The organism is Pseudoalteromonas translucida KMM 520, assembly GCF_001465295.1.
GTDB lineage: Bacteria > Pseudomonadota > Gammaproteobacteria > Enterobacterales > Alteromonadaceae > Pseudoalteromonas > Pseudoalteromonas translucida.
The window spans coordinates 616,277-640,233 of the sequence record NZ_CP011034.1 but is presented as its reverse complement, the minus strand read 5'-3'; the positions used below and the strand labels follow the sequence as shown (position 1 = coordinate 640,233).

Genomic DNA, 23,957 nt, shown 5'->3' with positions numbered 1-23,957 from the left:
AATTAAAAAGCGCAATGTAAATTTGTAAGCAACCTAAATATGCATATAACACAGCCTATATAGCGTCTAAACGCAGGCAGTAAAATGCACCATATTTTATTAAGGTAAATTAAAACTAGCTAAGTGAAATAGGAGGGCGCGACATAGGTGGATAAATTAATCCACAATAGCGTACAGGTAACGCAGGGTTACTCTGCTCAGGGTTGATTGAGTGGTTTACTGTGCTGTAATAGCCACTATGACAATGTTGGTGAGCATGAATTTCGGCAGAGGCTTGAGCCTCATTTTGGCTACCATCGGCAGTTATGTTACTTTGTAACTGCGCGCTGGTTATGTGATCTACGTCTTCTTGTAAATGATACGCAGCACCATCACAGCTAATAAAGCTATGTACAAGTACTAAAAGTATCACTATTAAAAAACGTTTTGAATGCATTGTCTGCCTATAAAATTCAAAAAGTTACATCTCTTTAAATAACTTGAGTATAACGAGAACAAAACCCATAATAAACCTTCTAGTTACTGGAAGGTCAATATGCAAATCAAGCAACTTGCTCACTTAGTTAATATTAATGCAAAAACAATTCGCTATTATGAGCAAATACACCTTATTCCAGCTCCAAAACGTGCTAGCAATGGCTATAGAACCTACACCCAAGCAGACACAGAGCGTCTGATTTTTATTCGACGTTGTCGCGATTTACAAATTCCGATAGACGATATTAAAGCGCTGTTAGCGGCGCAAATACTTGGTGACGGCCCGTGTGTAAAAGTTGATAACATTATTGAAAACCAATTAATTAAAGTACGAGCCGCACAAAAAGAACTTAAAAAGCTCGAGCTGTCGCTTGCCAGCTTATTAACTAACTGCAACGCAAGTACTATAAACGACTGCCAAATAATAAAAGAATTAAATAGTTAATACGCATAAAAAAACCGCTAACCTATAGGGCTAGCGGTTTTAATTAATAACACTTTAAATTAAGCGACTGCTTGTTCTAAAATTTCACGACTTTCTTTTAACGTGATTGCTTGGTTTTCACCAAGGGCAAGCATGCCATGCGCTTCAAGTTTGCCAATAATATTGTCAATCGCTGCTGCTTTATCTTCACCATGTTCAGTAAGCTGCGTAGCTACATCAAGGCTATGGTAAAACGCTTCAATTGCTTGAATTGTTAGCTCTGCTAAATCGTCTGATTGTGCAAGGCCAAATACGTTTTTGCCCATTTGCTCAAGTTTTGCTTTTTTAACTGCAAATTGATTGCGTAGTAAAGAAGGCTGAACTATTGCAAGCGAACGTGCATGATCAACACCGTATGCAGCTGTAAGCTCGTGACCAATCATGTGGGTTGCCCAATCTTGCGATACGCCAGAACCAATCAAACCGTTTAATGCTTGATTCGCTGACCACATAAGATTTGCACGCCATGCGTCATCTTGGTTTTCAAAGTTATCGCCAAGTACTTTAAGTGCTTTAAGTAATGCTTCTGCGTAACCATCTTGTACTAATGCACCTTCAGGGAACGTTAAGTACTGCTCACAGGTATGCACCCATGCGTCTACTAAACCATTTACAAGTTGACGCTGTGGTAATGTTTTCATTACATCAGGGTCCATAATCGCAAATTTAGGTTGTACTGCTGGTGACATAAACGGGAGTTTTTGTTTTGTAGCAGCTTTGCTTACTACTGAGCCTTGGTTAGACTCTGAACCTGTAGCTGGTAATGTAAGTACTGCACCAATTGGTAATGCGCTAGTTACTTTATGCTTACCAGTAGGAATATCCCAACCTTCGCCATCGTATACTGCTGAAGCTGCAATGTATTTAACGCCGTCAATAACTGAGCCGCCGCCAACACCTAGTACAAAGTCGATGTCTTGTTCTTTACATATTTTTACTGCTTGATCTAGTACTTCAATTGTTGGATTAGCGCCAACGCCCGAAAACTCTACCCAATCAAAACCTTCAAGTGCTGCTGCTACTTGGTCGTATACGCCGTTCTTTTTAATTGATCCGCCGCCGTACACAACTAGTACTTTTTGATCTTTTGCGATCAAATCAGTTAGTGAGGCTATTTGTTGTTGCCCAAATTGAATTAGTGTTGGATTTACGTAGCTAAATTTCATTATTTTATCCTAGGGTGACGATTAAATATGGTTCAACTTACTTAGTAGCTCACTAAGTAAAGCTTCAATGAGTGCATATTACTGGCAAAACAAACATAAAAAAAGCCCAATAACGCGCAAAAGCTTGCCTAAAACTATCAACATTGTTATTTTACGTAAAAATCAGCCATGTAAAGATGCTTTTATGCCCACCATTGCCAATATGCTGCAGCAGTACGCAGAGCACAACCAGTTACACAATTTTGAAGGCACGATGGAAACCATTATTACTGGAGTCTATTTTCATCGCGCCAGTAAAAGCTCGCCGCGACAGCCGCTTATTTATAACTCTGGGATTATTGTGGTCGGGCAAGGGCATAAAGTAATTCATTTTACAGATCATAAAATACAATATGGTGCGGGGGATTATTTAGTATTGGGCGTTCCTGTACCGTTAGAATGCGAAGCCTTTACTGATGGTGACCTACCAGTACTTGGGATTGCTATTGATATTAACCCTGCGTTATTGCACAAACTCGTTAACCAAATGACTGAGCATAAACAATTTGCTCTACCACCAACATGCGGGCAAATGAGTGGCGTGCAATCGGCTAAACTCGATAACGCAATGGAACGGGTAACTAAGCGTTTATTAACTGTGTTAAATAACCCACTTGAAGCACAAGTATTTGGCGAAGATATAGTTAAAGAATTAGTATATCGTGTACTTTGCGGCCCCCAAGGACATACCTTGTTTGGCCTTGCTATGCACGACGGCCACTACGCACGTATAGCGCGCACACTGTCTATTATGCATAGCAATTATGCAAACCCCATCACAGTAGAGGGGTTAGCAGAGGACGTAAATATGAGTATTTCGTCGTTTCATCGCGCCTTTAAACAAGTGACTTTTGAGTCGCCGTTGCAGTATTTAAAAAAGTTGCGTTTAGCTAAAGCAAAAGCACTTATAACCGCCAATGGCAGCAAAGCCAACGAAGCCGCATTAAAAGTAGGCTATACCAGCCCATCGCAATTTAGCCGAGAATTTAAACGCCACTTTAATAAAACACCAAAAGAAATGTTACTGTAAACAAACCGCTAAAGCTGCGTTTTAGCGGTACTAAAAGCAACAGGATTAACATATTTACGGTTTATAAAATGGCTAAAAATAAGCGTAAACAATACCGAGCTAATAGTCGCCACTGTATAAACTTGCCAAATTAAAATATCGTATTTTAATAGCAATGCAATAACTGCAAAAAATATACATCCACCTAATGAGCCAATAATACCGCCGTTTAGTATTTTAAGCGCTGAGTCTTTTTTATCACTGATATACGCTATGCTGCCCATTACCGCTAAAATAACCGGAAAAGTAGAAAGCAATCCACTCCATGCCGAACCAATATGCTCAGAAATAAAGGTAACCAACATAATAAAACTGGTTACTAACACTATTTTTATTGGCAGCTCCCATTTTGAATTTAAAGGCTTTGCATCTATCGCTACTTTTAATTTTGTAGTTGCAAAAGTTAAAGCCAATAAAGTACTAATAGAGAACAAGCATGCTACAAAAATATTAACCGGTAAAAATAATGTCAATATGCTAAATAAACACCACACACTCAGCGCTGTTAACAACGACTTTACTAAGCCACACTTATACGAAACCGCCATATACACAAAGCAAAATAAACCAATACCACTCATGCCATATAAAGCGCCCACCGCGGAGTTAGCTGCAAACAGTTTTCCTTGCTCTATAGCAATAAAATATGAAATAGGCCCAGAGGTGATTGGCAAGCCGGGAATAATACCGCTTATAAAACTACCAAACTTTTTTTGCGCGTAAGAAATAAAGAGCAGTAATAGCGGAGCAACCATTAATTTAACTAACATGAGTAGTAATAATAAAAGGTGAGTAATGGCGCAAATTCTACTTACTTAGTTAATACAGTCAATCAATATTGAGTTGAATTTAAATCATCTCATCAGGGCATATTTATCTTTTTACGACTAATTTATAGCTATTTTTTAATAACTTAAAATTATTTTCTCAATTGAGAATAAATTGGCATTACTATTAAGCAACTAAAAAGCACTCACGAGTGCCAATTCTACCAATACACGCAGTGAATTTAGGCAAATGCTCCGCGGAGCAAATACAAAAATAAAAACCAAAAGTCTTAAAAACAATTTTGCTCTTGCTGTACACCCACTATCGAATCAATTTGGCTCTATTGGTGGCAAAATGGAAGCAATGCTAAAAGTAGATCATGTTGCATTACGTGCTACTGATCCAAGTAAAAATGCAGCCTACTCTGTTGTTGCGGGGCAAATTCACGCAGGTAAAGTTCAGGCGCTTATTGACACTAAGCTTGGCTATAGCTGGGGCAACGAGCCACTAAAATATATTATAAAAAGTGGCCTGGACATAAAACGGGATCGGTTTTTTGGAACTACGAGCGTAACCTACCAAAAGCAGATCCTAACCGTACTGATATAGCTTATCCTGTTTGGGGTAACACATGGGAAAACCCTAACGAGCCAGGCAATGCTGGTATCGCATTAGGTAAAGAATTTAGTTACACAGTAAACGTGTATAAAAATGTGATGCACCTAACATTTAGCACAGCAGGCAAAAACGATGTTAGCTACTCTATTAACTTAGGTAATAACGTAGATGCGTATGGCAACGTAGACGAAAAAGAGCACCCGCATGGGTATGCGGCTGATTGGCACTACTTTAAAGCCGGCGCGTATAACCAATGTAGTACCAAAAATGCTAAAGGCATTTGGTATCCGGGCTGTTTAGGTACGGGCGACTGGGCTACAGATAAACAAAACGGTGACTATGCACAAGTGAGCTTTAGTAAACTTGTATTAAGCCCTGCTAGTCCACAATAAAGGTAACTGAATTATTACTGCCCCGCTTGTTTGCCTTATTTAATAAAGTAAACAAGCGGACAATATAAGGGTCTGTTGATCTTTCAAGGTTGAATTTGCAGCAGTGTGTTTGGTATTTAGGCAAGGCAGAGCCTATGTGGTGTGGTTATTCCCCATAAATAGGCGATAAAATAGCATTAATGCCAAACATGCGCTGCCCGAAGCGTTCTGCCTAGGTCAGCAGACCCTAACTTTACTTTTCTTAAATAAAACCTCAGGGTTAACCATGGTTTTCATTTCGAGTACGTTACCGTTTGGATCTTCTATAAAAAATGTTTCTTGTTCAAACTCATCTCCTATAAAACGGCGATATGGCTTATCTAAATACTCTAAGCCCGCGTTTTCAATACGTTGTTTTAACGCATTAAATTCGTTTTCAGATAAATGAATACCAAAATGTGGTACGGCAACTGCGCCCATATCAACATCATGGCGAACTGTAGGTAGGCGCTCAACACTTTGGTGCAGTGTTAACTCGTTACCCCAAAAATCAATATCTATCCAGCGTCCTTGCTCGCTATTTCCGGTTTTACAGCCAAGTACATCGCAATAAAAAGTTTTAGCTATATTTAAATCACCAGCCGGAATAGCCAGATGTAAACAGTTAGACATAAATTACCCTTGATAATAGCTTTTAATAAATTAAACAGTCAGCATTATACATGCTTTGTAATTTATAGAACATTAACGAGTATATTTTAGCATTTACAACCCTTACTGCTATTGGGCTAATAAAATGATTAAATTCTGACACTTACTATTTTTGGCAATTAGCTATTATTAGTTATGCTATAAAATTCTAGCTTTGTGCTATCAAACATTAAAGTGTTACTTTATTATACGCACGCTATAAGGTACTAATTTGCGCGCTATGATTAAATTTTTATTATTAAAGTCCATCACATTTTTTGCCGGCTGTATGTCGTGCTTTGTAATGCACACAACCTTTGCATTACCGCTTGTTATATCTGCAGCATTAACCGGGCTAGTTGGCTCGTTTGTTCCTTTTCCTAAGCTTTATCAAAACCACCCTTATGCGGCCATATATGCAGGTAGCTTTGCCGGTATGTGCTCAACTAGCTTAATTACTAGCTATTGGGAAGTAGCGATAATCTCAATTATTGGCGCAACGCTGTACACCCTTACCTTAAATGCATTTGCTGGTTTTGGTGGCCGATTAGGCAGTGTAGCCTTTGCAAGTGTTGCTTTGTATTCTTTAGCTAAAGGCTTAGTGTAATGAGTATTGAATATTCTATATTAGCTTTGATAGGCGCTTTTTTAACATTTTATTTAGCCAAGCATAGTCGTTTTGATGGTATTAGAGCTTCTGCGGCCTTATCTATAGTTACTTACTTAATTTTTTACTGGCTTAACCTTGATCCTGAGTTATACAGCGTTGTGTTTTTTGGTGGTACTTTTATTGGTATGAGCGCCCCACACCGCTTTGGCATATATACGCTTGCCAGCTCCGCTATTATATTTTCGTTATTATTTGAATACTTAGTACCCATACTCGACGGCTACGGCGGTGCTTTAGGTGTGAGTGCATTTTTGTCGGTATGTATTTGTCACTTATTCATTATATTAGGCGCACCACGCAGTAAAAATATCGCTATACGACGCGCTAAATAAGCAGTTAATTGGAACTTGTAGGGTAGCCAAATATTACTTTTAGTTTTGCCGTTACCCCTTTTGCTTTAAATGCACTTTTTACTAAGTAAGCCCATTGATGAAAAGTTATGGTCAGTGGGTTGTTACTATTTAACTGCCCCACAATACCGTACTTACACGGTTTATCGGCTTTTTCCTCAGCGTAAGTGCCAAATAACTTATCCCAAATAATGAGTACACCGGCAAAGTTTTTATCTAAGTAGCCGGGGTTAATAGCATGATGTACTCGATGATGCGATGGGGTGTTAAATATCTTTTCAAACCAGCCTAGTGTACTTACCGTTTGGGTATGCACAAAAAACTGATAGGCCAAATTAAGCGCCACCACGGTAAATACACTCAGCGGATCAAAGCCGATTAATATCATTGGCAACCAAAATAACCACATACCCGCAAGCGGATACATTAAGCTTTGCCTAAATGCGGTTGAAAAGTTCATTTTTGTTGAACTGTGATGCACCACATGGGCAGCCCATAACCAATGAATATGGTGCGATGCTTTATGAAACCAATAATACAAAAAGTCTTGTAGTAAAAAGGCGCCAAATATCGTCAGCACCGACAGTTCAATATCAAATAATCTATATTGATGCAGCCAATAAAAAAATGGCATTAGCACAATTAAAGCAATTGCATCGGCGCCTTGGTGCATAAGCGCCAGTGCTGTATTCGCCAAGCTGTCTTTTATGTCGTAATAGCGCCGATATTTAATAAATTCATAACTTACAAAAATAATAAATACAGGGCTAAGGGCAAGTAAAATGATTTCTATGCTCATGATATGTTGCCCTTAAAGTTGGCTTTTAGTTTATTAAGCGCTTGTGCTATATCTTTTTTAATAAAAAACTTAACCACAAAGCTTGGCAGCCACCATGGTATTTTACAGCGTATGTTATAGGTAACTTCGGTGCTTGTTGGGGCATTATCGCTAACGCAAAAATAAATATCGCCACGGTGCTCTGCAACTGGTTTATTGCCTATTATTTGATAACTAATATGATTGCTGTCGGCGCTAATTATACGCTCTTCAAAGCGAATCCCTGCCATTATAACTTGCCTAATAGCACCTTTACCGCCAACTATTTCGCCTTCATTTTGCTTTTTTAGCAGAACAAATTTAGCATTAAAAAAACGTTCTAATTGCGCATGATTAAGCAATGCGTCTCTAACTTGTAGAGGCGTTGCTGCAATCTTTTGTTTTAAGGTTATTTGTATCATTTTTATATAATAAGTATTTTCATAATGCCCTACCATATAAAATTTTTTCGTGGCAAACTTGCTGTTACACGACCATTTTTTAGCTTTAGGCGACAAATGAGCACGCTTGCCGATCATTATTTTTCAAGCTGTATTGATTACCTTGAAACACTTGGACTTAATAGCCAAGCTGTTTTGTCGGCTATTAGCTTTAATGAATACAGTAATAAGCAGGCTCAGCAACTCGCGCCACGCATTAGCTTAAACAGTTACAATGCACTGCTAAACTATGCTCAGCAAACCCTAAGCGAGCCTTTGTTTGGCTTTAAGCTTGGTCAGCAAATTCGTACTGCCGACTTTGGGGTATTGGGTTACTTAATTGAATCGAGTAATAACTTAGCCAGCGCTATTACCGCACTACTTAACTACGACAGTTTAGTTGCAGATATTGGTAAGGCAGAGTTTGAGCTGCAAGGTGAGTTGGCAATTATTCGTTGGCTACCTAATGCTAACTGCAGCCCACAGGTTATTTTACGTAATATGACCGCTTGGGTAAGTGTTATTCGGCAACTATTAAACCCACAGCTATCGCCCAGTACTATTTATTTTACCCAAGCTTTTACCAGCAATGAAAAAACAACACTCGCAAGCTGGTTTAACTGCCCTGTTAAAACTAACGCGCAGTATAACCAAGTGGTATTTCCGAGCAGTTATTTAGCACTGCCATTTAAAACCGACAATACGCAAATTAACTTAGTGCTTAAACAGGTTTCTGAGCAGCAACTTTCGCGCTTTAAAAGCCAGCAGTTACTAACCGAAAAAATTAGCCAGTTATTTATGGCTAAAAATGACTTAATCGACTGCAGTTTAATACGTACAGCAGGCGCACTAAACATGACCCCGCGCACCTTACAACGTCATTTAAAGCGCGAACAAATATCGTTTGCCGACTTACTTGAGCAAGAGCGTAAAAGGCGCGTAATACTGTGTATTGGCAAAGAGCCATTAAGTAACATAGCAATTAAACTTGGCTTTAATGACCAAAGTTCATTTAATCGTGCTTTTAAACGCTGGTATAACTGCACCCCACTGCAATATCTAAAAAGTATTACTTAAAAATATTATCTAAAACATTGGCTAAAAAATTAAATGTTACTTAATTCTTTAATTCTAGATAGATAATAAAAAGCCGCGGTTAAAATAACCACGGCTTTTTATTCGCTTACTAATACGCTTACTAATACGCTTACTAATACGCTTACTTTCCTATCGCTTCTTTAGCAAACAAATGCTTTATTGGGCCTAAGTTATCAACCATTGAAAGCCCAACTCCACGAATTAGTTTTTTAATTGGGTTAGCACCGGCAAATAACTCTTTTAAAGAGTACATCATGGCAATGTGTTTTTGCGCATCGAGTTTACGGGTACGCTCGTAATCACGTAAAGTACGCGTGCTGGCAAATTCTTTATTATCACTTGTTAGTAACTCAATTAAATAAGCGGCATCTTTTAACCCTAGGTTCATCCCCAAGCCTGCAAGCGGATGAATCGTATGTGCAGCATCGCCAATTAATACGACTTTACCTGCAACCCATTGCTGGGCATAACGCATTTTAAGTGGAAATGCAGCGCGTACACTTTGCACTTCACACAAACCACATTGGCCGTCTATCGCCGCCATAATGGCTTTGTTAAACTGGTTGTCGTCCATTGCTAACAGCTCTTCACAATGCGTTGGGTTTGTAGACCACACAATTGAATGGGTGTTGGCATCGCTCAACGGTAAAAATGCTAATGGCCCGCTTGGTAAAAACACTTGGCGTGCGGTATTGGCGTGTGGCTCTTGAGTTTTAACTGTAGCCACCAATGCATGGTGGTCGTAGTCTTTAAAGCTCAGCGCCATATTAAATTGCTTTCGAATTGCCGAATTAGCACCATCGGCGGCCACCAGCAGCTTTGCAATGATTGGCTCACCACTTTTTAAAGTAACAAATACATCCGATTCGCTTTGGTGTATTTGCTGATAACAAGTGTCGAACATCAGCGTAGCATTTGCCTGCTGCTCCAGCTCCTTTATAAGCGCGTAGCAAATAATATCGTTTTCAACTATATGACCTAAATGATCAAGCTCTAGTTGCTCACTATTAAAAGCTATTTTGCCAAAGCTGTCGGCATCGCGCACATCCATATGGGTATAGGCACTAGCACGCAAGGCAACTATGTGTGGCCATACGTTTAATTGTTCAAGCAAGGTTTGACTTGCAATACTCAGCGCACTTACGCGCATGCCGTACTCGTCAGTTGGCGGTGTTTGCTTTGGCGCAGCGTCAAGCACGACTACGCTTATACCCGCTTTTGCCAACCCAAGCGCTAAGGTAAGCCCTACGCTGCCACCACCTACAATACATACCTGTGCTTGTTTCATAAACCTTGACCTTGTTTAACTTGCCCCATTAACTGCTTAGCCAATGGCGCTTTTAAAGAGGGGAATAAATCCATCGAAAACAACCCAATACTACGGCCAAGTGCCAGTATGCGTGATGAATTTGAAAAAAGCCTTACTAAACCATCTGTTAAGGTCATCACGTTATTTATATCAGCGCTGCGCTGCTGTGCATACTCGCGAGTAAATGCATAACTGCCTAAGTCATTTGGGCTCTGTGCAATTAAGTTACTAAGTACTTGTACATCTCGCAGGCCTAAATTAAACCCTTGTCCTGCAATGGGATGAATTGCATGTGCAGCATTGCCTATTACTACCGTGCGGTGCGCAATAAGCGATTCTACTTGGCCATACACTAAGGGGTAATTAGCACGCATACCCACTTTAGTAAATTGACCACCGCGATAACCAAAGGCACTTTGTAGTGCGCTTATAAAGTCGTCTTCACTTTGTGCCATGTGCTGCTCAACGTGCTGTTGCTGCATACACCACACTAGTGAATAGCGGTTGTTGCTCATAGGTAATAGCGCCATGGGGCCATGTTGCGTAAATCGCTCAAAAGCATGGTTATTATGCCCGCCTGCTACCTCTATATTGGCAATAATAGCCCCTTGCTCATAAGCTTGAGTGTTAAACTTAAGCCCAAATAAGCTGCGAGTTGGCGACTGTGCACCGTCGGCAATAACTAACAGCTTAGCGGCTATTTGCTCGCCACTTTGCAAAGTAACTATATTATTATGTAATTGCTGCTCAATGGCATTTACGCTATCAGGACAATATAAACTGATATTTATTTGAGCGTTTAATAATTGATGTAACGAGCGGCCAAACGGGTTTACTTCAACCACATAACCAAGGGCATCTTTAGCAAACTCTTCACAGTTAATATCTGCTTTTCCAAAGTGGTGACGATCAGACACACTTACTTTTTTAATTGCTGTAGCGTACGGTGAATTTAACGCAAATAAATTTAAGCCTTGTAAGTACTCTACCGACTGCTGAGCAAGTGCTATGCTTCTATCATCAAAGCTAGGGTGATAGTTATTACTTACTTCATTAGCCTCAACAACAGCAATACTAAGCGAGGGATTTATTTTAGCCACACTTAACGCACAGCTAGCACCGGCTAAACCGCCACCAATAACAACAACATCAAACTGCTTAGGCACTTTTTTCTCCTAGTCTTATGCGCTTTTATTGCTTTGCATAAGTGCTTCTATATCGCTTATGGTTTTTGGCGCACTTAGGGTGAGGTTTTCATAACCACTTGGGGTTACTAATAGGTTATCTTCAATACGAATACCAATACCTCGGTATTTTTGCGGTGCATTTGAATCTTCGCTGATATAAAGCCCAGGCTCTATGGTCAGCACCATACCCGGCTCAAATGCACGCTCAGCGTTATTTACTTTGTAGTCACCTACATCATGTACGTCTAGGCCTAACCAATGCCCCAAACCATGCATGTAATATTCTTTACAGGCTTGTTTTGCCATTAACTCATCAAAGTTGCCAGTTAAAATACCCAAATCCAGTAGGCCTTGGGTCATTACTGCCATTGCTAAGGCATTAGCATGCGACATGTAACCGCCGGGTTTAATTTCTGCAAACGCCACTTCTTGCGCTTTAAGAACAATATTATATAACGCAGCTTGCTCGGGGCTAAATTTACCATTCACTGGAAAAGTGCGTGTAATATCAGCAGCGTAGCCTTGTAGCTCGCAACCTGAATCTATTAACACTAGGTCGCCATTTTTAAGGGCGTCGCTGTTTTGGGTGTAATGTAAAATATTAGCATTGTCGCCACTGCCTACAATAGTGCCGTACGCAGGGTGCCGCGCACCATGCATTGCATAATGATGATGTAGCTCTGCCTCTAATTGATACTCGGTTGCACCGCTATGGGCAAAACACATTGCCCTAACATGGCCCTGCGCGCTAATTTCGCAGCCTGTGCGCATAATATTTATCTCACTTGGTGATTTAAATAAACGCATTTCGTGAATTAACAAACGAATATCTTTAATGGTACTTGGCGCTATGTCACCTTTTTTAGGAGCGCTGCGCAGAGTGTTAAGCAAAGAGAAAACACGCCCATCAAAAGCCGAATATGCACCTTGCGCATAATATAAAACTGCTTTGCCATTGAGCAAATTAAATAACTGTTCGCTCAAATCACTTAATCCATGGGTTGCATCAAACAAATATTCGTTTTTTGCTTTTTCAAAGCCAATTCTGCGCCCATGCCATACTTCGGCTAGTTTATCTTTATTAAGGCAAAATAATATACTGGGGGTGTCGCTATTTGGAGCAAGTACGAGTACGGCATCGGGCTCATTAAAACCAGTTAAGTAAAAAAAGTCACTGTCTTGTCTAAATGCATAGTGAGTGTCGCGGCTGCGCGTAACTTCGCTCGCTGCTGGTATAATTGCCACACTGTTACTATCCATTTTTGCAAGCAGACGCTCACGACGTGCTTTAAACTCTGACTTTTGTATTTCAACCATGTGCAACAAACCCGTTTAACTTTAAACTATTAATGAAGTGTTTTTTTAGTGCTAGCAGTACTTTGATCTTTACCTAACTCTGCAAAGCAAAGTAATGCCGACACACGCACATACTCAATCACTTCATGTAGTGCTTGGCTGTCTTCTTCAGTTTCTTCAAAGGTAGTATCAAGGCGAGTAATTTCGCTAAAATCGGTAATAACTTCTTTTACATCGGCTGATAATTTACCGTAATCTTTTTGCTTTAAGCCAAAGCCAAGCATAAAACCTGCAACCCAAGAAACCAAACCATTAGCCTGATCTATAAGTGTTTCATCGTCGCTGGGTAAAAACAAATCAAACGCAAATTCTTCATCATTAAAGCTAGCAACTACCTGCTTATAAATGCTGCCAAAAAACTGTTTTAAATTATTACTAAACGAGTCACCATCGTTAAACACATCACTTAACAGCCCTAGGTATTCTTTGTCGTCAATCGTTAACCCACAGGCTAATAAACCACTAATTACACCGTGCGCTTCAGCGGGTGATACAAATATTTCGTTTTTTTCTAATAATAATTGGGCTTCTTCGTAATCTGGTAAATCGCTCATTGTTATATCTTCATTTTGCTAGTTAAGGCAATGCTACCACTCGATAAAAAGCAACTCCAATAAATTCTATAATCAAACCGCTTAAGGGGCACTATTAAACACTTTAATAGCGGCAGCTATTTATTGCTGTGGTATGACTTTATTAAGCTCAGTATATAATAAACATATTTATGGCTAAAAAGCACACTCACAAGTAAATAAGCAGTTACATGTGCACAATAACCACGCAAACAAAATAATATTTTGCTTTTGGGGTTTAAGCTTTCGATTATGTCTTATATACTGGATTTGTTCCCTGGGGTGCTGGAGCTTGGTTAAGTCCCTGAGCCGATAAATTTTATACCAGGGTTTCTGTTCGTATACTATTGTGCAAGCTCGGCATGTACCGAGAAGCCTACGGTAAACCGCAGATTCCCGCCCTGAGACCTTATGGTTTCAGGACTGACACCAACACCACACTTTGGGGAACACCTTCTTTTAGGCTCTATGTTGTTATAATCAAATCTCTAGCCAAACTCGCCCTAATATTTAATCTTTCGCTTTTAATTTTTCGTCTTTAATTTTTCACCTTAAAATACATCGAACTGCGTCTTCACAGCCCGATGTTTAATGTTGTGTATTTAATTACCTAGCACTTAATACCTTTACCTTCCTAAAACCAACACTTATTTAAACCAGCCCTGAAAACGCTCCATAAGCATATAGTTTACCGGTACCAGCAATAAGGTAATGAAGGTGGCGAATATAATTCCAAAACCTAAGCTCACAGCCATAGGGATTAAAAATTGCGCTTGAGTCGCTTTTTCAAATAATAACGGCATTAACCCTATAAAGGTGGTTAAGCTAGTTAGCATAACTGGGCGAAAACGTGACGCGCCGGCAAGTTTAACGACCTCAATTAATTCAAGCCCTTCGGTGCGTTTTTTATTAATATAGTCAACTAATACCAGTGAGTCATTAACCACTACACCAATTAACGCTAGCATGCCAAGCAAGCTCATAATGGTTAATTCCATCCCCATGATCCAATGCCCTACTACAGCGCCTATCATGCCAAAGGGTATAACACTCATTACTATTAATGGCTGTAAGTACGATTTAAACGGTATCGCTAGTAGCGCATAAATAATAAAAAATACAAATACTAACGCCCAAGCAAGTGAGCCAAACGACTCTCTTTGCTCTTTTGCTTCACCTTCTAATGCATAATCTACTCCTGGGTATTGCTGCATTAGCTCATCTAAATACTGGGATAAATCAGCTTGGAGTATGGTCATGTTAGTGTTGCTTTTTTCTATATCGGCGGTCACGTTTAAAGTACGGTAGCGATCGATCCGATTGATAGTAGACGGGCTTTGCCCTGTAATTAAAATAGCCACATGCGATAAAGGCACTGAGCCACCGGCTGGTGTGTTTATGAGTATATTTTGCAAGTCGGCCACCGAGCGTCTTTCGTCAATAGGCAAACGTACCATTACCCGCACATCGTCTCGCCCGCGTTGGATCCTTTGCACTTGCGAGCCAAAAAACGAGTTACGCACTTGCCCTGCTACATTAACTCGGTTTAAGCCCAGCGCTAAGCCTTGTTCAGTAAGCTCTATTTGCAGCTCTTCTTTACCATCAGACATACTATCGGCAATATCGAATACGGTTGGGTAAGTCGATAAACGCGTTTTAATATGATCTGCCACATCTTGTAAAACCTTTAACGATGTACCGCTAAGCTGCACATCTATTGGATCTGAACTACGACCAATTTCGGCTCTAAAGGTGAGGCTTTCAGCACCAGGAATAACGCCAATTAATTCGCGCCATTCACTGGCAAGTTCGCGTGAACCAATATCTGAATCGCGTTTTTCAGCTGGGGTAATTTCAAAGCGTACTGCGCCCGAGTTAGATACTCCGCCGCGCCCGCCAGTCGTTGCTAAAATATTTAAAATAACGCTTTCACCCGTATCAGGATCGCGGTATTTGTCTTGTAATTGCTGCGCTTTTTGCGACATATCAATCACATATTTATTAGTTACTTCAAACGGTGTACCAGCCGGCAGGGTTAAGTTTACCCGTACGGTTTCGCTGGGAATACGTGGAAAAAATACAAACTTAGTCCAACCACTGGTGATCATAGTTAAAATAATTAAAAATACGCCAACAAATAAGCTCACCGTTGCCAGTTTATGACGCAGAGCTAAATTAAGAATAGGCTGATAATATTTTAAAATGGCACTTTCAAAGCCATCAGCAAAACGTTGCTGTAGCAGATCAAATTTTGACTGCTTACCTTTTTGATGACGTAGCTTTATGTATTTTAAATGTGCAGGTAAAACAAATTTAGACTCAATTAAAGAAAACAATAATACCGGAATAACCACCACAGGAATTTGTGCAAATAATGCCCCGCGCGCACCTTCAATAAAGGCTAATGGTAAAAAGGCTGCTACCGTAGTTAATACACCAAAAGTGACTGGCGTTGCTACTTCTTGGGTGCCTAATATGGCAGCTTGTTCGCCCGATTCAGCTGTTTTTAAATGGGTGTAAACGTTCTCACCTGTGACTATGGCATCATCAACCACAATACCGAGTACCAAAATAAAGCCAAATAAACTCATTACATTAAGGGTCACGCCAAAAATAGGCATAGCAATAAATGCCCCCATAAACGACACCGGAATACCAATAAACACCCAAAATGCGATAGCTGGGCGTAAAAATAAGGTTAGCAGTGCCAGCACTAAAATACCGCCTTGTAAGGCGTTAGTGGTAAGCGTGGCAATACGGCTTTTAACTAGCTCTGAGTCGTCATCCCAATAACTTAATGCAAAACCTTGCGGCAATGAAGATTGCTGGGCATTTATATAGGCTTTTACTTCATCGGCAACTGTAATTGCGCTTTGTGGGCCGATTCGGTATACGTCGATAAAAGCGGCTTGTTTTCCGTTAAAACGGGTACGCACTGGGGTTTCTTCAAAGTCATCATTAATTGTGGCTATATCACCTAAGCGAATAATAGTACCGTCACTTTGGTTTTTAACCACTATGCTGGCAAATTCGTCTTTTCGGTATGCTTGCCCTTTTGAGCTAATAAGTACATCACCACCTTGGGTTTTTAAGTTACCCGCAGAAATGTCTGAGCTTGAGTTAGCAACCGCATTAGAAATTTGCGCCAGTGTTAAGTCATATTGGCGCAAGGTATCTTGGCTTACTTCAATAGCCAGTTCGTAGTCGCGCACGCCACTTAACTCAACCTGCGTTACACTGGGTAAACGTAATATTTGATCGCGTACTTGCTCTGCGTACTCACGAGTTTCTTTTTCGCCATAATCGCTAGATACAGTTACCGCTATAACCTCTCGTTTTCGCTCAGCTAGAGCAACGATGGGTTTTTCTGCATCTCCAGGAAAGGTATTAATAGCATCAACACGGCTTTTTATATCAGCGAGTAACTCTCGAGGATCGTAACCGCTCTCCACCTCAACAGTCACAGAGCCCGAACCTTCAGATGAGCGGCTAAATATTTGCTTTATGCCTTCTAAATCTTGTACAGACTCTTCTATACGTATAGTGACACCTTGCTCAACATCCTCTGGCGTCGCACCACGTAAACTAACCCGAATACTGATCATATCGGTTTCAAAAGAAGGAAATACTTCGATCGGTATTTTTGTCGATAAGCTAAACAGTCCCGACAGCAACAACGTTACTAACAATAAATTGGCAGCAACATGGTTTTTGGTAAACCAAGCAATCATGGCTTATCTCCTTGCTTTGCTGCGCGACGTTTTTTTACTAGCTCTGCAACACTAATGCCTTGCTCTTTTGCTTGTTGTGCTAATTGCTCTGCTGTTGGGCGCTGCTTCACGCCTTGTGGTTTAGTCGCTTTGTTATCTTCGCCTAAAATACTCACTTGTGTGCCCGAACTAACTTGCCCTAGTGGCGTAACAACCAGTTTATCACCTGCTTTTAAGCCGGTTTTTATCATTGCAAAAGCGGCACTTTGCCATGCAAGCGTTATATCTTTACGCTTTAATACTCCCTGCTCAACAATATAAACGTAAGATCCCTGATAAATCGTGCTATTTGCAATAATAAGCGCGTCAGAAACTGTTTTTCCGGTGATCTGCGCTTTAACGTACTGCCCTATTTTTATTGGGTATTGATTACTTTGTGTTGCTTTATAAGGGTCATTAATTTTAGCAACCACGTAGAGTTGCTGGGCACTTTCATCAATAGCACCTTCAGTACGCGCCAACTGCCCTTGCCACGTTTGCTCGCCAACTAGATCAGAGCTAAATTTAATCACAGATCCGGTCTGATTTTTAGCACCATCGCGGTACTGCTCAGGTAAATTAATGAAAGGTAGGTCTTTGTTTTTTATTGGCAACCGAACTTCTACGCTGTCTATCGCGTAAATAGTAGCAAGCTGGGTGTTGTTGCTAACAACTTGGCCTAAATCTACATTACGACTAAGTACTCGCCCTGCAAATGGCGCTATTATTTGGGTACGCTCTAAGTTTAACTTGGCTTTTTCAAGTGTTGCTTGCGCCGATAATACTTGTGCTTGTGCTGCAGCTAATTGTGGCTCACGTAGCACTAAGCTACTTGCAGGTTTATCATTACCTAAACGCTGCCAATCTGTAATAGCCTGCTGCCCGCGGGCTTGCTCTTCTAAAAGGCCTTGCTTTGCTGTTAGTAAGTTAGCCTGTGCCGATTTAACTTCTGCTTGATAGTCTCTATCGTCGAGTTGGATTAATACCGCACCTTTTTTAAAAAAACCGCCTTCTCTAAAGTCATCGCTTATATTTATAATTAAACCCGATGCTTGAGCAACTAATAAGCTTTGTGTACGTGGTTTTACTGTGCCGTAGCTGTCTACCATCACTTGATAGTTTTGCGGCTGCAGCATTTGAACTGCTACGTTAATTGACGCTTTTGGTGGTGCACCAAAGCGATTAGCTTCTGGCGGGTTACCTTTGATAAACATGACGATTAAAATAGTGGCAATAATAACCGCGGCTGGAATAATAATTTTTGCTGTTTTAGTTTTCATTGTTATTACTCTGTAGTTCGGTTGAAGTGTTTGCAAAGTCGCCACCAAGGGCAAGGTGTAAATTAACTCGGTTTGCTATTAATTGATTTTTAATACTAATTAAGGAGCTTTGAGCATCGAACGAGCGTCCTTGTGCGTCAAGCACTGTGGTGTAGCTAACCAAGCCACTTTGATATTGCTCAAACGATAGTTGTTCGGCAGCAAGGGCATTTTCTTGTGCTTCTAGCGTGCTTGCATACTGCGCCTTAAGTGATTGCTGTAGCGTAATCGCATTTTCTACGTCGCTAAAAGCATCGTAAAGTGCTTGTAAATACTGCTGCTCTTGTTTTTGGCTATTTAAACGCGCAATTTCTTCATTCGCTTTTAACCGGCCACCATTAAAAATAGGCGCTGAAATACTGCCAAGTAACGACCATGCTAGGCTAGATGGCGAAAACAGATCACTCACTCTATCTGTCGCATCACTTAAACTTGCCGTTAAATTTAAACTTGGAAAGCGTTGCTTATGGGCGTAAGCCAAGTTCGCATCACTTGCTAAAAGCTGATACCAATTTGCACGTAATGTTGGCTTTCGGGTAATTAACTCTGAGGGTAAACCGAGTGGAATGTTAGTATTGATAACTGGCAGGTCATTATTTGCCGAGATAATTCCTTTCGGATAATCTCCCAATAAACGCTCAAGTACTCTTGCTGTCGTTAATAAGCTTGCTTGCTGAGTAGCAATACGTGAACGCTCGTTATTTAGCTCGTTACGGGCCAAGTAAACATCGAGAGCTTCGTTTAACCCTTGACGATAACCTGACTCTATAATATCAAGATTTTGCAAAGCATTGGCTTCACGGCGCTTGTATAAATCAAGTAATTGCTTTGCGGTTACTACATCAAACCAGCTCTTTACTACATCGGCAACTAGCTGTTGCCTTGCTTGTTCAAAGCGCGCCTGTTGCGCTAAGTAGTTTAAATTAGCTTGGCGATTAGAATCTGACAGCTTGCCCCATAAATCAACTTCGTAACCTAAATTCAAGCTCACTGAACTTGCATTATTATAACTAACTGGGCGGTTATTTTTACTGCGACTAGTACGCGCAGATAAGTCCAAGGTTGGCCACAACGCTGCGCCCGACACAATTAACTCCTGCTTTTGGAGCGCTACATCGTAACTACTCTGTAAAAGCTGCTGGTTATTTTTAAGTGCCTGCTCCACAAGTTGATTTAACTGTGGATTTTGTAATTGATTAAGCCATTGCTGTTGTACGTGCAATATCGGCGCAGAGATTTTTTGTTGCCATTGCTGCGGTACATTATTAGGTGCTTGTTCGCGCTGCTGTGAATTTATATTGCTCGCACAGCCGCTGAGCAGCACAATACTGAGTACCAATAAAGTTGGCTGGTATTGTTGCCAAATCATAATTAAACCTGAATTACTGCTATTTATAATGTAATTCAAGCACTTTGAACTAAAACGCTCAACTTACTTTACATAACATTACATAATTAGCCATAAACTATCGGATAACTATTTATACTCTATTTCGGTATTAATGAGCACTAAGTTCATTAACTGTAAAGTTGAAAGTAACTATAAGCAGGTTTATATAATTAAGGGGTTAGTAAGTAGTGTACTGATGAGCTTAAAATTTTCTGGAACAATTTTAAGCTGTATAGAATGGCCTGCAGGGAAAAATAATATCGTAAAAACAAAAAAACCTCACAAGAGTGAGGTTTTTAATAAATGGTGCCTCGACGCGGAATCGAACCACGGACACGAGGATTTTCAATCCTCTGCTCTACCGACTGAGCTATCGAGGCACATAAACTGTGCTAGTTAACTAAATATTCTAAGTTAACTTTTTAGTAAAATAATTTAGTAAATAAATGGTGCCGACTAACCGAGTCGAACGGTTGACCTACTGATTACAAGTCAGTTGCTCTACCAGCTGAGCTAAGTCGGCACACAAAACTGTGTGCTAAGGCACTTTATCAATTTTAAAGATTGATAACTTTTAATAAATGGTGCCTCGACGCGGAATCGAACCACGGACACGAGGATTTTCAATCCTCTGCTCTACCGACTGAGCTATCGAGGCACATAAACTGTGCTAGTTAACTAAATATTCTAAGTTAACTTTTTAGTAAAATAATTTAGTAAATAAATGGTGCCGACTAACCGAGTCGAACGGTTGACCTACTGATTACAAGTCAGTTGCTCTACCAGCTGAGCTAAGTCGGCACACAAAACTGTGTGCTAAGGCACGCATAATACTGTTTAATATCTTTGATTTCAAACACTATTATTTAATAATGGTGCCCAGACGCGGAATCGAACCACGGACACGAGGATTTTCAATCCTCTGCTCTACCGACTGAGCTATCTGGGCGTGCGGCGTATTAAACGAGTTTTGCCGTTACAAGTCAACTTTTTTTTCATTCTTAATAACTGTTTGCACGGTTTTTATGCAACTCGGGGCTTTTTTAATTAACACTGCTCATTTATACTACAAACCAGCAAAAAGTAGCATCATAACTTTAACTTAAACTATGCTAATATTATTGTGTATTTTTTACATCGTTCTATTCAAAGTACGGTAAAGGCTTACCGTGTTATTAATATACCAATTAGGAAAAATCCATGCAGAGTAAGTTCTCTTCAGTGATAAAAGGTTTGTTACCTCTTTTTTTATTAAGTAATGTAATTATAACCATACTATTTATAATTGCCTTTTCACTTTATTCTCAAAGTGAAGCAAGTACTAAAAAAAGCACACCGCTTATTGATATTACTTCACTGGCTAACAAGCTAGAAGCCCCTCTAGTCGACGCTTTAACTATTTACGGGCAAGGTAAAGTGCAAGAGTTGCTTGAGCTTACCTCTGTGTTTAGTGACAACTTTGAATACACGCTATATCGCTTTAGCGCTACATCACAAACGGAGCTGGTATATAGCACTAACAAACCTGCAATTGCTGCTATTAAACTAAATGAGCACTTAGTTGAGCAAGGTGTTTTACATAAGGTTTTAACGCTTAACGACCAACCTATTGGCGAGCTTATTTTAAAGCAAAAAAAATCCTCACCTACTTTAACTAAACAAACGTCATTATTGAGCGCCTATTTTGTGGCTTGTATTGCGGTTATTACATTATTTGTATTAGCGCTGCTATTAAATCAATATATTAATAATCGTTTACGTAAAAGTACTGGCTTGCTCAGCGAAGAACTACAGGCTGTAACTGATAGCAGTAATTTTAACAGCACTGTAAATGAGCAGCTAGGCAATGGCTTGAATGTGATTGCACTTAATATTAATTTTTTATTAAAAAAAGTACAAGCGGCTTTATCTGAGAATGAAAAAACTCAAAAAGAATTACAAAAACTGCAAAACAATCTCGAAATTGAAGTGCAAACTCGAACCCTTGCACTTGAAAAAGAAACATTAAATGCGCAAAAAGCGAGTGAAACTAAAACAACCTTTTTAGCGACTATGAGCCATGAAATTAGAACCCCTATGAATGGCGTTATAGGGACTATAGATTTACTGCGCCAAACAAATTTAGATGGCTCACAACATCGCCTTAGTACAATTATTCGCGAATCTGCTTTTTCTTTACTGAGTATTTTGGACGACATTTTAGATTTTTCTAAAATTGAAGCAGGCAAACTTAATATTGACCCTATCCCATTTTCTGTCACCGATACGATTGAAGAGGTGGTGCGCGTACTTTCTTCTATAGCCAAGCACCGCGATCTCGATTTAAACCTATCAATTGCTCCTGATATCCCTATTAACCTTATTGGTGATAACACTCGAGTACGCCAGATACTATATAACCTATGCAGCAATGCGATTAAGTTTACTAGTACGAGTGAGTCGCATAAGGGGCAGGTTAATATTTCTGTAGAGGTAGCTCACAACACTGCAGAACACTTCACTTTACGTTTTTGTGTTACCGATAACGGTAAAGGTATGAGCCAAGCACAATTAAGAGAGATATTTAATCCATTTATTCAAGCAGAAAGCTCAATAACCAGAGAATACGGCGGAACCGGCCTTGGCTTGTCAATTTGTAAAAGTTTAACCGAGTTAATGCTGGGTACTATATCGGTTAATAGTAATATTGGCATAGGTAGTGAGTTCACTGTAGAACTGCCATTTAGTACCTCAGGAAAAATTAAGTTCGCACATAAAAACAGCTTAGATGGCAGGCATATTGTTGTAGTAAGTAATAATGTTGAACGTGAAAAAGTAATCTATCGTTATTTATCATTTATGGGCGCTAAAATAACCTATGTGCATAACGAGCAAGAAATTGAGTCTTTGCACGACGCTAAAGATATCATTTGGGTTGTTGATGGCATTGATAATATGGACAGCATAAATGCATTTTTAAGACGTTTGCTTTACTCTTTAGAGGATAATAATCAGCAAGTTGTCGTTTTAAGCAAGCTAGATGATGCCGCTATTAATCATAAAAATATTTTTTATATTAATGCAACGCCATTATGTAAGTCTAACTTTATGCTATCAATACTTGTAGCTGCAGGTTTGCATCAGCCTAAGCACATAAAAAAATCCATAGCATACGATAACCATTTAACTACAGAGCAAGCTTTAGCAGCAAACAAACTTATTTTATTAGTTGAAGATAATATTTTGAATCAACAAGTTATAACTGATCAGCTGCACATCTTAGGTTACGGAGTTGAAGTAGCTAATAACGGTGAGGAAGGGATTAATATGTGGCGAAAAGGTAACTACTCGCTCATTTTAACCGATTTACACATGCCGATAATGTCTGGCTACGATATGGTCGAAAAAATCCGCAGTGAGGCCGAAATGCTAGGTTCGATTGTATCGCAACCTTATATAATTGCCGTGACAGCCAACTCTTTAAAAGGTGAAAAAGAACGCTGCTTAGCTGTTGGTATTAACGACTTTATTACTAAACCGGTTGAGCTTAACGTTTTAGAAAGCACACTAATTCGCTGGAATGAAAAACATAATCACAAGAGCATAGACACACCACATCAAAAGCCAGCAATGCCAATAGATATGGATTCAGTAGCTAAATACATTAATGGCGATGACGCGAAAAAAATCCGTTTTTTTAAAATGTATTTGGAGCAAAGCCAAGAACTAATAAAGTCGATTAACTTTGGTGTTATGCAAAGTAACGTTAGTGATATTCTTGAGGGTTGCCATCAATTAAAGTCAATATCTAAAACCATTGGGGCGCATCGCGTAGCTGAGCTAGCAATAGTGTTTGAAGAGCAATGTAAAACAGATGAACTAAACAGCGATAAATTAATTGATTTAAGAGATCAATTAGAAATTGAATACTCTAAAGCAGCTCAATTTTTAAAAGAGCAGATTAAAAATGCCGAGCAGCAAGAGCAGCTGAGTTAATTAATTTAAGTAATAAAAAAGGGCTATTTAGCCCTTTTTTTTA

19 protein-coding genes, 5 tRNA genes, 1 other RNA gene and 1 pseudogene are annotated in these 23,957 nt (G+C 39.7%); 8 read left to right on the top strand and 18 right to left on the bottom strand.

The window, feature by feature from the left end:
* Nucleotides 1-115: 115 nt before the first annotated feature.
* A complete protein-coding gene (locus PTRA_RS03000; protein ID WP_058372627.1) occupies nucleotides 116-436 on the bottom strand; it encodes a hypothetical protein in 321 nt (106 codons plus the stop codon).
* 99 nt (nucleotides 437-535) lie between these two features.
* Between PTRA_RS03000 and PTRA_RS02995 the strand changes: the two genes are divergently transcribed.
* Nucleotides 536-922, top strand: coding sequence for a MerR family transcriptional regulator (locus PTRA_RS02995; protein ID WP_058372626.1), 387 nt, complete (start codon nucleotides 536-538; stop codon nucleotides 920-922).
* Nucleotides 923-981: 59 nt separating this feature from the next.
* Here PTRA_RS02995 and PTRA_RS02990 read toward each other — a convergent pair whose 3' ends face one another.
* Nucleotides 982-2,127 carry an iron-containing alcohol dehydrogenase gene (locus PTRA_RS02990; RefSeq protein WP_011327274.1) on the bottom strand — a complete coding sequence of 382 codons (1,146 nt, stop codon included), beginning with the start codon at nucleotides 2,125-2,127 and terminating at the stop codon, nucleotides 982-984.
* 184 nt (nucleotides 2,128-2,311) lie between these two features.
* Here PTRA_RS02990 and PTRA_RS02985 point away from each other — a divergent pair, with 184 nt between their 5' ends.
* Nucleotides 2,312-3,196 carry an AraC family transcriptional regulator gene (locus PTRA_RS02985; RefSeq protein WP_058374508.1) on the top strand — a complete coding sequence of 295 codons (885 nt, stop codon included), beginning with the start codon at nucleotides 2,312-2,314 and terminating at the stop codon, nucleotides 3,194-3,196.
* Nucleotides 3,197-3,204: 8 nt separating this feature from the next.
* On the opposite strand, the gene PTRA_RS02980 is transcribed toward PTRA_RS02985, so the two are convergent.
* On the bottom strand, nucleotides 3,205-4,005 hold the full coding sequence (locus tag PTRA_RS02980; protein WP_058372625.1) for a hypothetical protein: 801 nt from the start codon (nucleotides 4,003-4,005) through the stop codon (nucleotides 3,205-3,207).
* A 196-nt stretch (nucleotides 4,006-4,201) separates the two neighbouring features.
* On the opposite strand from PTRA_RS02980, the pseudogene PTRA_RS02975 reads away from it, so the two are divergent.
* Nucleotides 4,202-5,013 (top strand): annotated as a pseudogene (locus tag PTRA_RS02975) (polysaccharide lyase family 7 protein); the annotation flags it as partial.
* 216 nt (nucleotides 5,014-5,229) lie between these two features.
* On the opposite strand, the gene PTRA_RS02970 reads toward PTRA_RS02975, so the two are convergent.
* On the bottom strand, nucleotides 5,230-5,664 hold the full coding sequence (locus PTRA_RS02970; protein ID WP_058372624.1) for a VOC family protein: 435 nt from the start codon (nucleotides 5,662-5,664) through the stop codon (nucleotides 5,230-5,232).
* 259 nt (nucleotides 5,665-5,923) lie between these two features.
* Here PTRA_RS02970 and PTRA_RS02965 point away from each other — a divergent pair, with 259 nt between their 5' ends.
* Both PTRA_RS02965 and PTRA_RS02960 read left to right on the top strand, forming a co-directional pair.
* Nucleotides 5,924-6,289 (top strand): hypothetical protein, encoded by a 366-nt coding sequence (locus tag PTRA_RS02965; RefSeq protein ID WP_208855514.1) that lies wholly within the window; start codon nucleotides 5,924-5,926, stop codon nucleotides 6,287-6,289.
* Nucleotides 6,289-6,684 (top strand): hypothetical protein, encoded by a 396-nt coding sequence (locus PTRA_RS02960; RefSeq protein WP_058372623.1) that lies wholly within the window; start codon nucleotides 6,289-6,291, stop codon nucleotides 6,682-6,684. Before PTRA_RS02965 ends, PTRA_RS02960 begins: the two co-directional genes overlap by 1 nt.
* A gap of 4 nt (nucleotides 6,685-6,688) precedes the next feature.
* Here PTRA_RS02960 and PTRA_RS02955 read toward each other — a convergent pair whose 3' ends face one another.
* Nucleotides 6,689-7,501: a sterol desaturase family protein gene (locus PTRA_RS02955; protein ID WP_058372622.1), complete on the bottom strand. Its 813-nt coding sequence runs from the start codon at nucleotides 7,499-7,501 to the stop codon at nucleotides 6,689-6,691.
* A complete protein-coding gene (locus PTRA_RS02950) occupies nucleotides 7,498-7,941 on the bottom strand; it encodes an SRPBCC family protein (RefSeq protein WP_058374506.1) in 444 nt (147 codons plus the stop codon). Before PTRA_RS02950 ends, PTRA_RS02955 begins: the two co-directional genes overlap by 4 nt.
* 96 nt (nucleotides 7,942-8,037) lie before the next feature.
* On the opposite strand from PTRA_RS02950, the gene PTRA_RS02945 reads away from it, so the two are divergent.
* On the top strand, nucleotides 8,038-9,036 hold the full coding sequence (locus PTRA_RS02945; protein WP_058372621.1) for an AraC family transcriptional regulator: 999 nt from the start codon (nucleotides 8,038-8,040) through the stop codon (nucleotides 9,034-9,036).
* Between the two features lie 142 nt (nucleotides 9,037-9,178).
* Here PTRA_RS02945 and PTRA_RS02940 read toward each other — a convergent pair whose 3' ends face one another.
* Genes PTRA_RS02940 through PTRA_RS02925 form a run of 4 tightly spaced genes read right to left on the bottom strand, consistent with a single transcriptional unit; the run spans nucleotide 9,179 to nucleotide 13,463 of the window.
* Entirely contained in the window at nucleotides 9,179-10,345 is a 1,167-nt protein-coding gene (locus tag PTRA_RS02940; protein WP_058372620.1) for an FAD-dependent oxidoreductase, read from the bottom strand.
* Complete coding sequence (gene ubiH, locus PTRA_RS02935; protein ID WP_058372619.1) at nucleotides 10,342-11,532, bottom strand: 2-octaprenyl-6-methoxyphenyl hydroxylase; 1,191 nt, start codon at nucleotides 11,530-11,532, stop codon at nucleotides 10,342-10,344. The genes PTRA_RS02940 and ubiH overlap by 4 nt, the downstream gene beginning before the upstream one ends.
* Nucleotides 11,533-11,547: 15 nt before the next feature.
* The gene (gene pepP, locus PTRA_RS02930; protein WP_058372618.1) at nucleotides 11,548-12,870 is read right to left on the bottom strand and encodes a Xaa-Pro aminopeptidase; all 1,323 of its coding nucleotides are present in this window, start codon (nucleotides 12,868-12,870) and stop codon (nucleotides 11,548-11,550) included.
* 29 nt (nucleotides 12,871-12,899) lie between these two features.
* Nucleotides 12,900-13,463: a UPF0149 family protein gene (locus PTRA_RS02925; protein WP_011327261.1), complete on the bottom strand. Its 564-nt coding sequence runs from the start codon at nucleotides 13,461-13,463 to the stop codon at nucleotides 12,900-12,902.
* 289 nt (nucleotides 13,464-13,752) lie between these two features.
* On the opposite strand from PTRA_RS02925, the gene ssrS reads away from it, so the two are divergent.
* Nucleotides 13,753-13,934, top strand: a non-coding RNA gene (ssrS, locus tag PTRA_RS18815) — 6S RNA.
* Nucleotides 13,935-14,128: 194 nt separating this feature from the next.
* Here the strand turns inward: ssrS and PTRA_RS02920 are convergent.
* The 8 genes from PTRA_RS02920 to PTRA_RS02885 all read right to left on the bottom strand — a co-directional run bounded on the left by PTRA_RS02920 (nucleotide 14,129) and on the right by PTRA_RS02885 (nucleotide 20,888).
* A complete protein-coding gene (locus tag PTRA_RS02920) occupies nucleotides 14,129-17,212 on the bottom strand; it encodes an efflux RND transporter permease subunit (protein WP_058372617.1) in 3,084 nt (1,027 codons plus the stop codon).
* Nucleotides 17,209-18,510 carry an efflux RND transporter periplasmic adaptor subunit gene (locus PTRA_RS02915; RefSeq protein WP_058372616.1) on the bottom strand — a complete coding sequence of 434 codons (1,302 nt, stop codon included), beginning with the start codon at nucleotides 18,508-18,510 and terminating at the stop codon, nucleotides 17,209-17,211. The genes PTRA_RS02920 and PTRA_RS02915 overlap by 4 nt, the downstream gene beginning before the upstream one ends.
* On the bottom strand, nucleotides 18,500-19,918 hold the full coding sequence (locus tag PTRA_RS02910) for a TolC family protein (protein WP_058372615.1): 1,419 nt from the start codon (nucleotides 19,916-19,918) through the stop codon (nucleotides 18,500-18,502). Before PTRA_RS02910 ends, PTRA_RS02915 begins: the two co-directional genes overlap by 11 nt.
* Nucleotides 19,919-20,243: 325 nt before the next feature.
* A tRNA-Phe gene (locus PTRA_RS02905) sits at nucleotides 20,244-20,319 on the bottom strand.
* A 67-nt stretch (nucleotides 20,320-20,386) separates the two neighbouring features.
* A tRNA-Thr gene (locus tag PTRA_RS02900) sits at nucleotides 20,387-20,462 on the bottom strand.
* Nucleotides 20,463-20,521: 59 nt separating this feature from the next.
* Nucleotides 20,522-20,597 (bottom strand) — tRNA-Phe (locus PTRA_RS02895).
* Nucleotides 20,598-20,664: 67 nt separating this feature from the next.
* A tRNA-Thr gene (locus PTRA_RS02890) sits at nucleotides 20,665-20,740 on the bottom strand.
* A gap of 72 nt (nucleotides 20,741-20,812) precedes the next feature.
* Nucleotides 20,813-20,888: transfer RNA gene (locus PTRA_RS02885), tRNA-Phe, on the bottom strand.
* Nucleotides 20,889-21,139: 251 nt separating this feature from the next.
* Here PTRA_RS02885 and PTRA_RS02880 point away from each other — a divergent pair.
* Nucleotides 21,140-23,914, top strand: a complete 2,775-nt coding sequence (locus tag PTRA_RS02880) for a hybrid sensor histidine kinase/response regulator (protein ID WP_058372614.1) — start codon at nucleotides 21,140-21,142, stop codon at nucleotides 23,912-23,914.
* Nucleotides 23,915-23,957 lie beyond the last annotated feature (43 nt).

Bases quoted from the DNA above. Each gene is read 5' to 3' on its own strand.
- PTRA_RS03000 (WP_058372627.1), bottom strand. From the start codon at position 436: ATGCATTCAAAACGTTTTTTAATAGTGATACTTTTAGTACTTGTACAT.
- PTRA_RS02995 (WP_058372626.1), top strand. From the start codon at position 536: ATGCAAATCAAGCAACTTGCTCACTTAGTTAATATTAATGCAAAAACA.
- PTRA_RS02990 (WP_011327274.1), bottom strand. From the start codon at position 2,127: ATGAAATTTAGCTACGTAAATCCAACACTAATTCAATTTGGGCAACAA.
- PTRA_RS02985 (WP_058374508.1), top strand. From the start codon at position 2,312: ATGCCCACCATTGCCAATATGCTGCAGCAGTACGCAGAGCACAACCAG.
- PTRA_RS02980 (WP_058372625.1), bottom strand. From the start codon at position 4,005: ATGTTAGTTAAATTAATGGTTGCTCCGCTATTACTGCTCTTTATTTCT.
- PTRA_RS02970 (WP_058372624.1), bottom strand. From the start codon at position 5,664: ATGTCTAACTGTTTACATCTGGCTATTCCGGCTGGTGATTTAAATATA.
- PTRA_RS02965 (WP_208855514.1), top strand. From the start codon at position 5,924: ATGATTAAATTTTTATTATTAAAGTCCATCACATTTTTTGCCGGCTGT.
- PTRA_RS02960 (WP_058372623.1), top strand. From the start codon at position 6,289: ATGAGTATTGAATATTCTATATTAGCTTTGATAGGCGCTTTTTTAACA.
- PTRA_RS02955 (WP_058372622.1), bottom strand. From the start codon at position 7,501: ATGAGCATAGAAATCATTTTACTTGCCCTTAGCCCTGTATTTATTATT.
- PTRA_RS02950 (WP_058374506.1), bottom strand. From the start codon at position 7,941: ATGATACAAATAACCTTAAAACAAAAGATTGCAGCAACGCCTCTACAA.
- PTRA_RS02945 (WP_058372621.1), top strand. From the start codon at position 8,038: ATGAGCACGCTTGCCGATCATTATTTTTCAAGCTGTATTGATTACCTT.
- PTRA_RS02940 (WP_058372620.1), bottom strand. From the start codon at position 10,345: ATGAAACAAGCACAGGTATGTATTGTAGGTGGTGGCAGCGTAGGGCTT.
- pepP (WP_058372618.1), bottom strand. From the start codon at position 12,870: ATGGTTGAAATACAAAAGTCAGAGTTTAAAGCACGTCGTGAGCGTCTG.
- PTRA_RS02925 (WP_011327261.1), bottom strand. From the start codon at position 13,463: ATGAGCGATTTACCAGATTACGAAGAAGCCCAATTATTATTAGAAAAA.
- PTRA_RS02920 (WP_058372617.1), bottom strand. From the start codon at position 17,212: ATGATTGCTTGGTTTACCAAAAACCATGTTGCTGCCAATTTATTGTTA.
- PTRA_RS02915 (WP_058372616.1), bottom strand. From the start codon at position 18,510: ATGAAAACTAAAACAGCAAAAATTATTATTCCAGCCGCGGTTATTATT.
- PTRA_RS02910 (WP_058372615.1), bottom strand. From the start codon at position 19,918: ATGATTTGGCAACAATACCAGCCAACTTTATTGGTACTCAGTATTGTG.
- PTRA_RS02880 (WP_058372614.1), top strand. From the start codon at position 21,140: ATGCAGAGTAAGTTCTCTTCAGTGATAAAAGGTTTGTTACCTCTTTTT.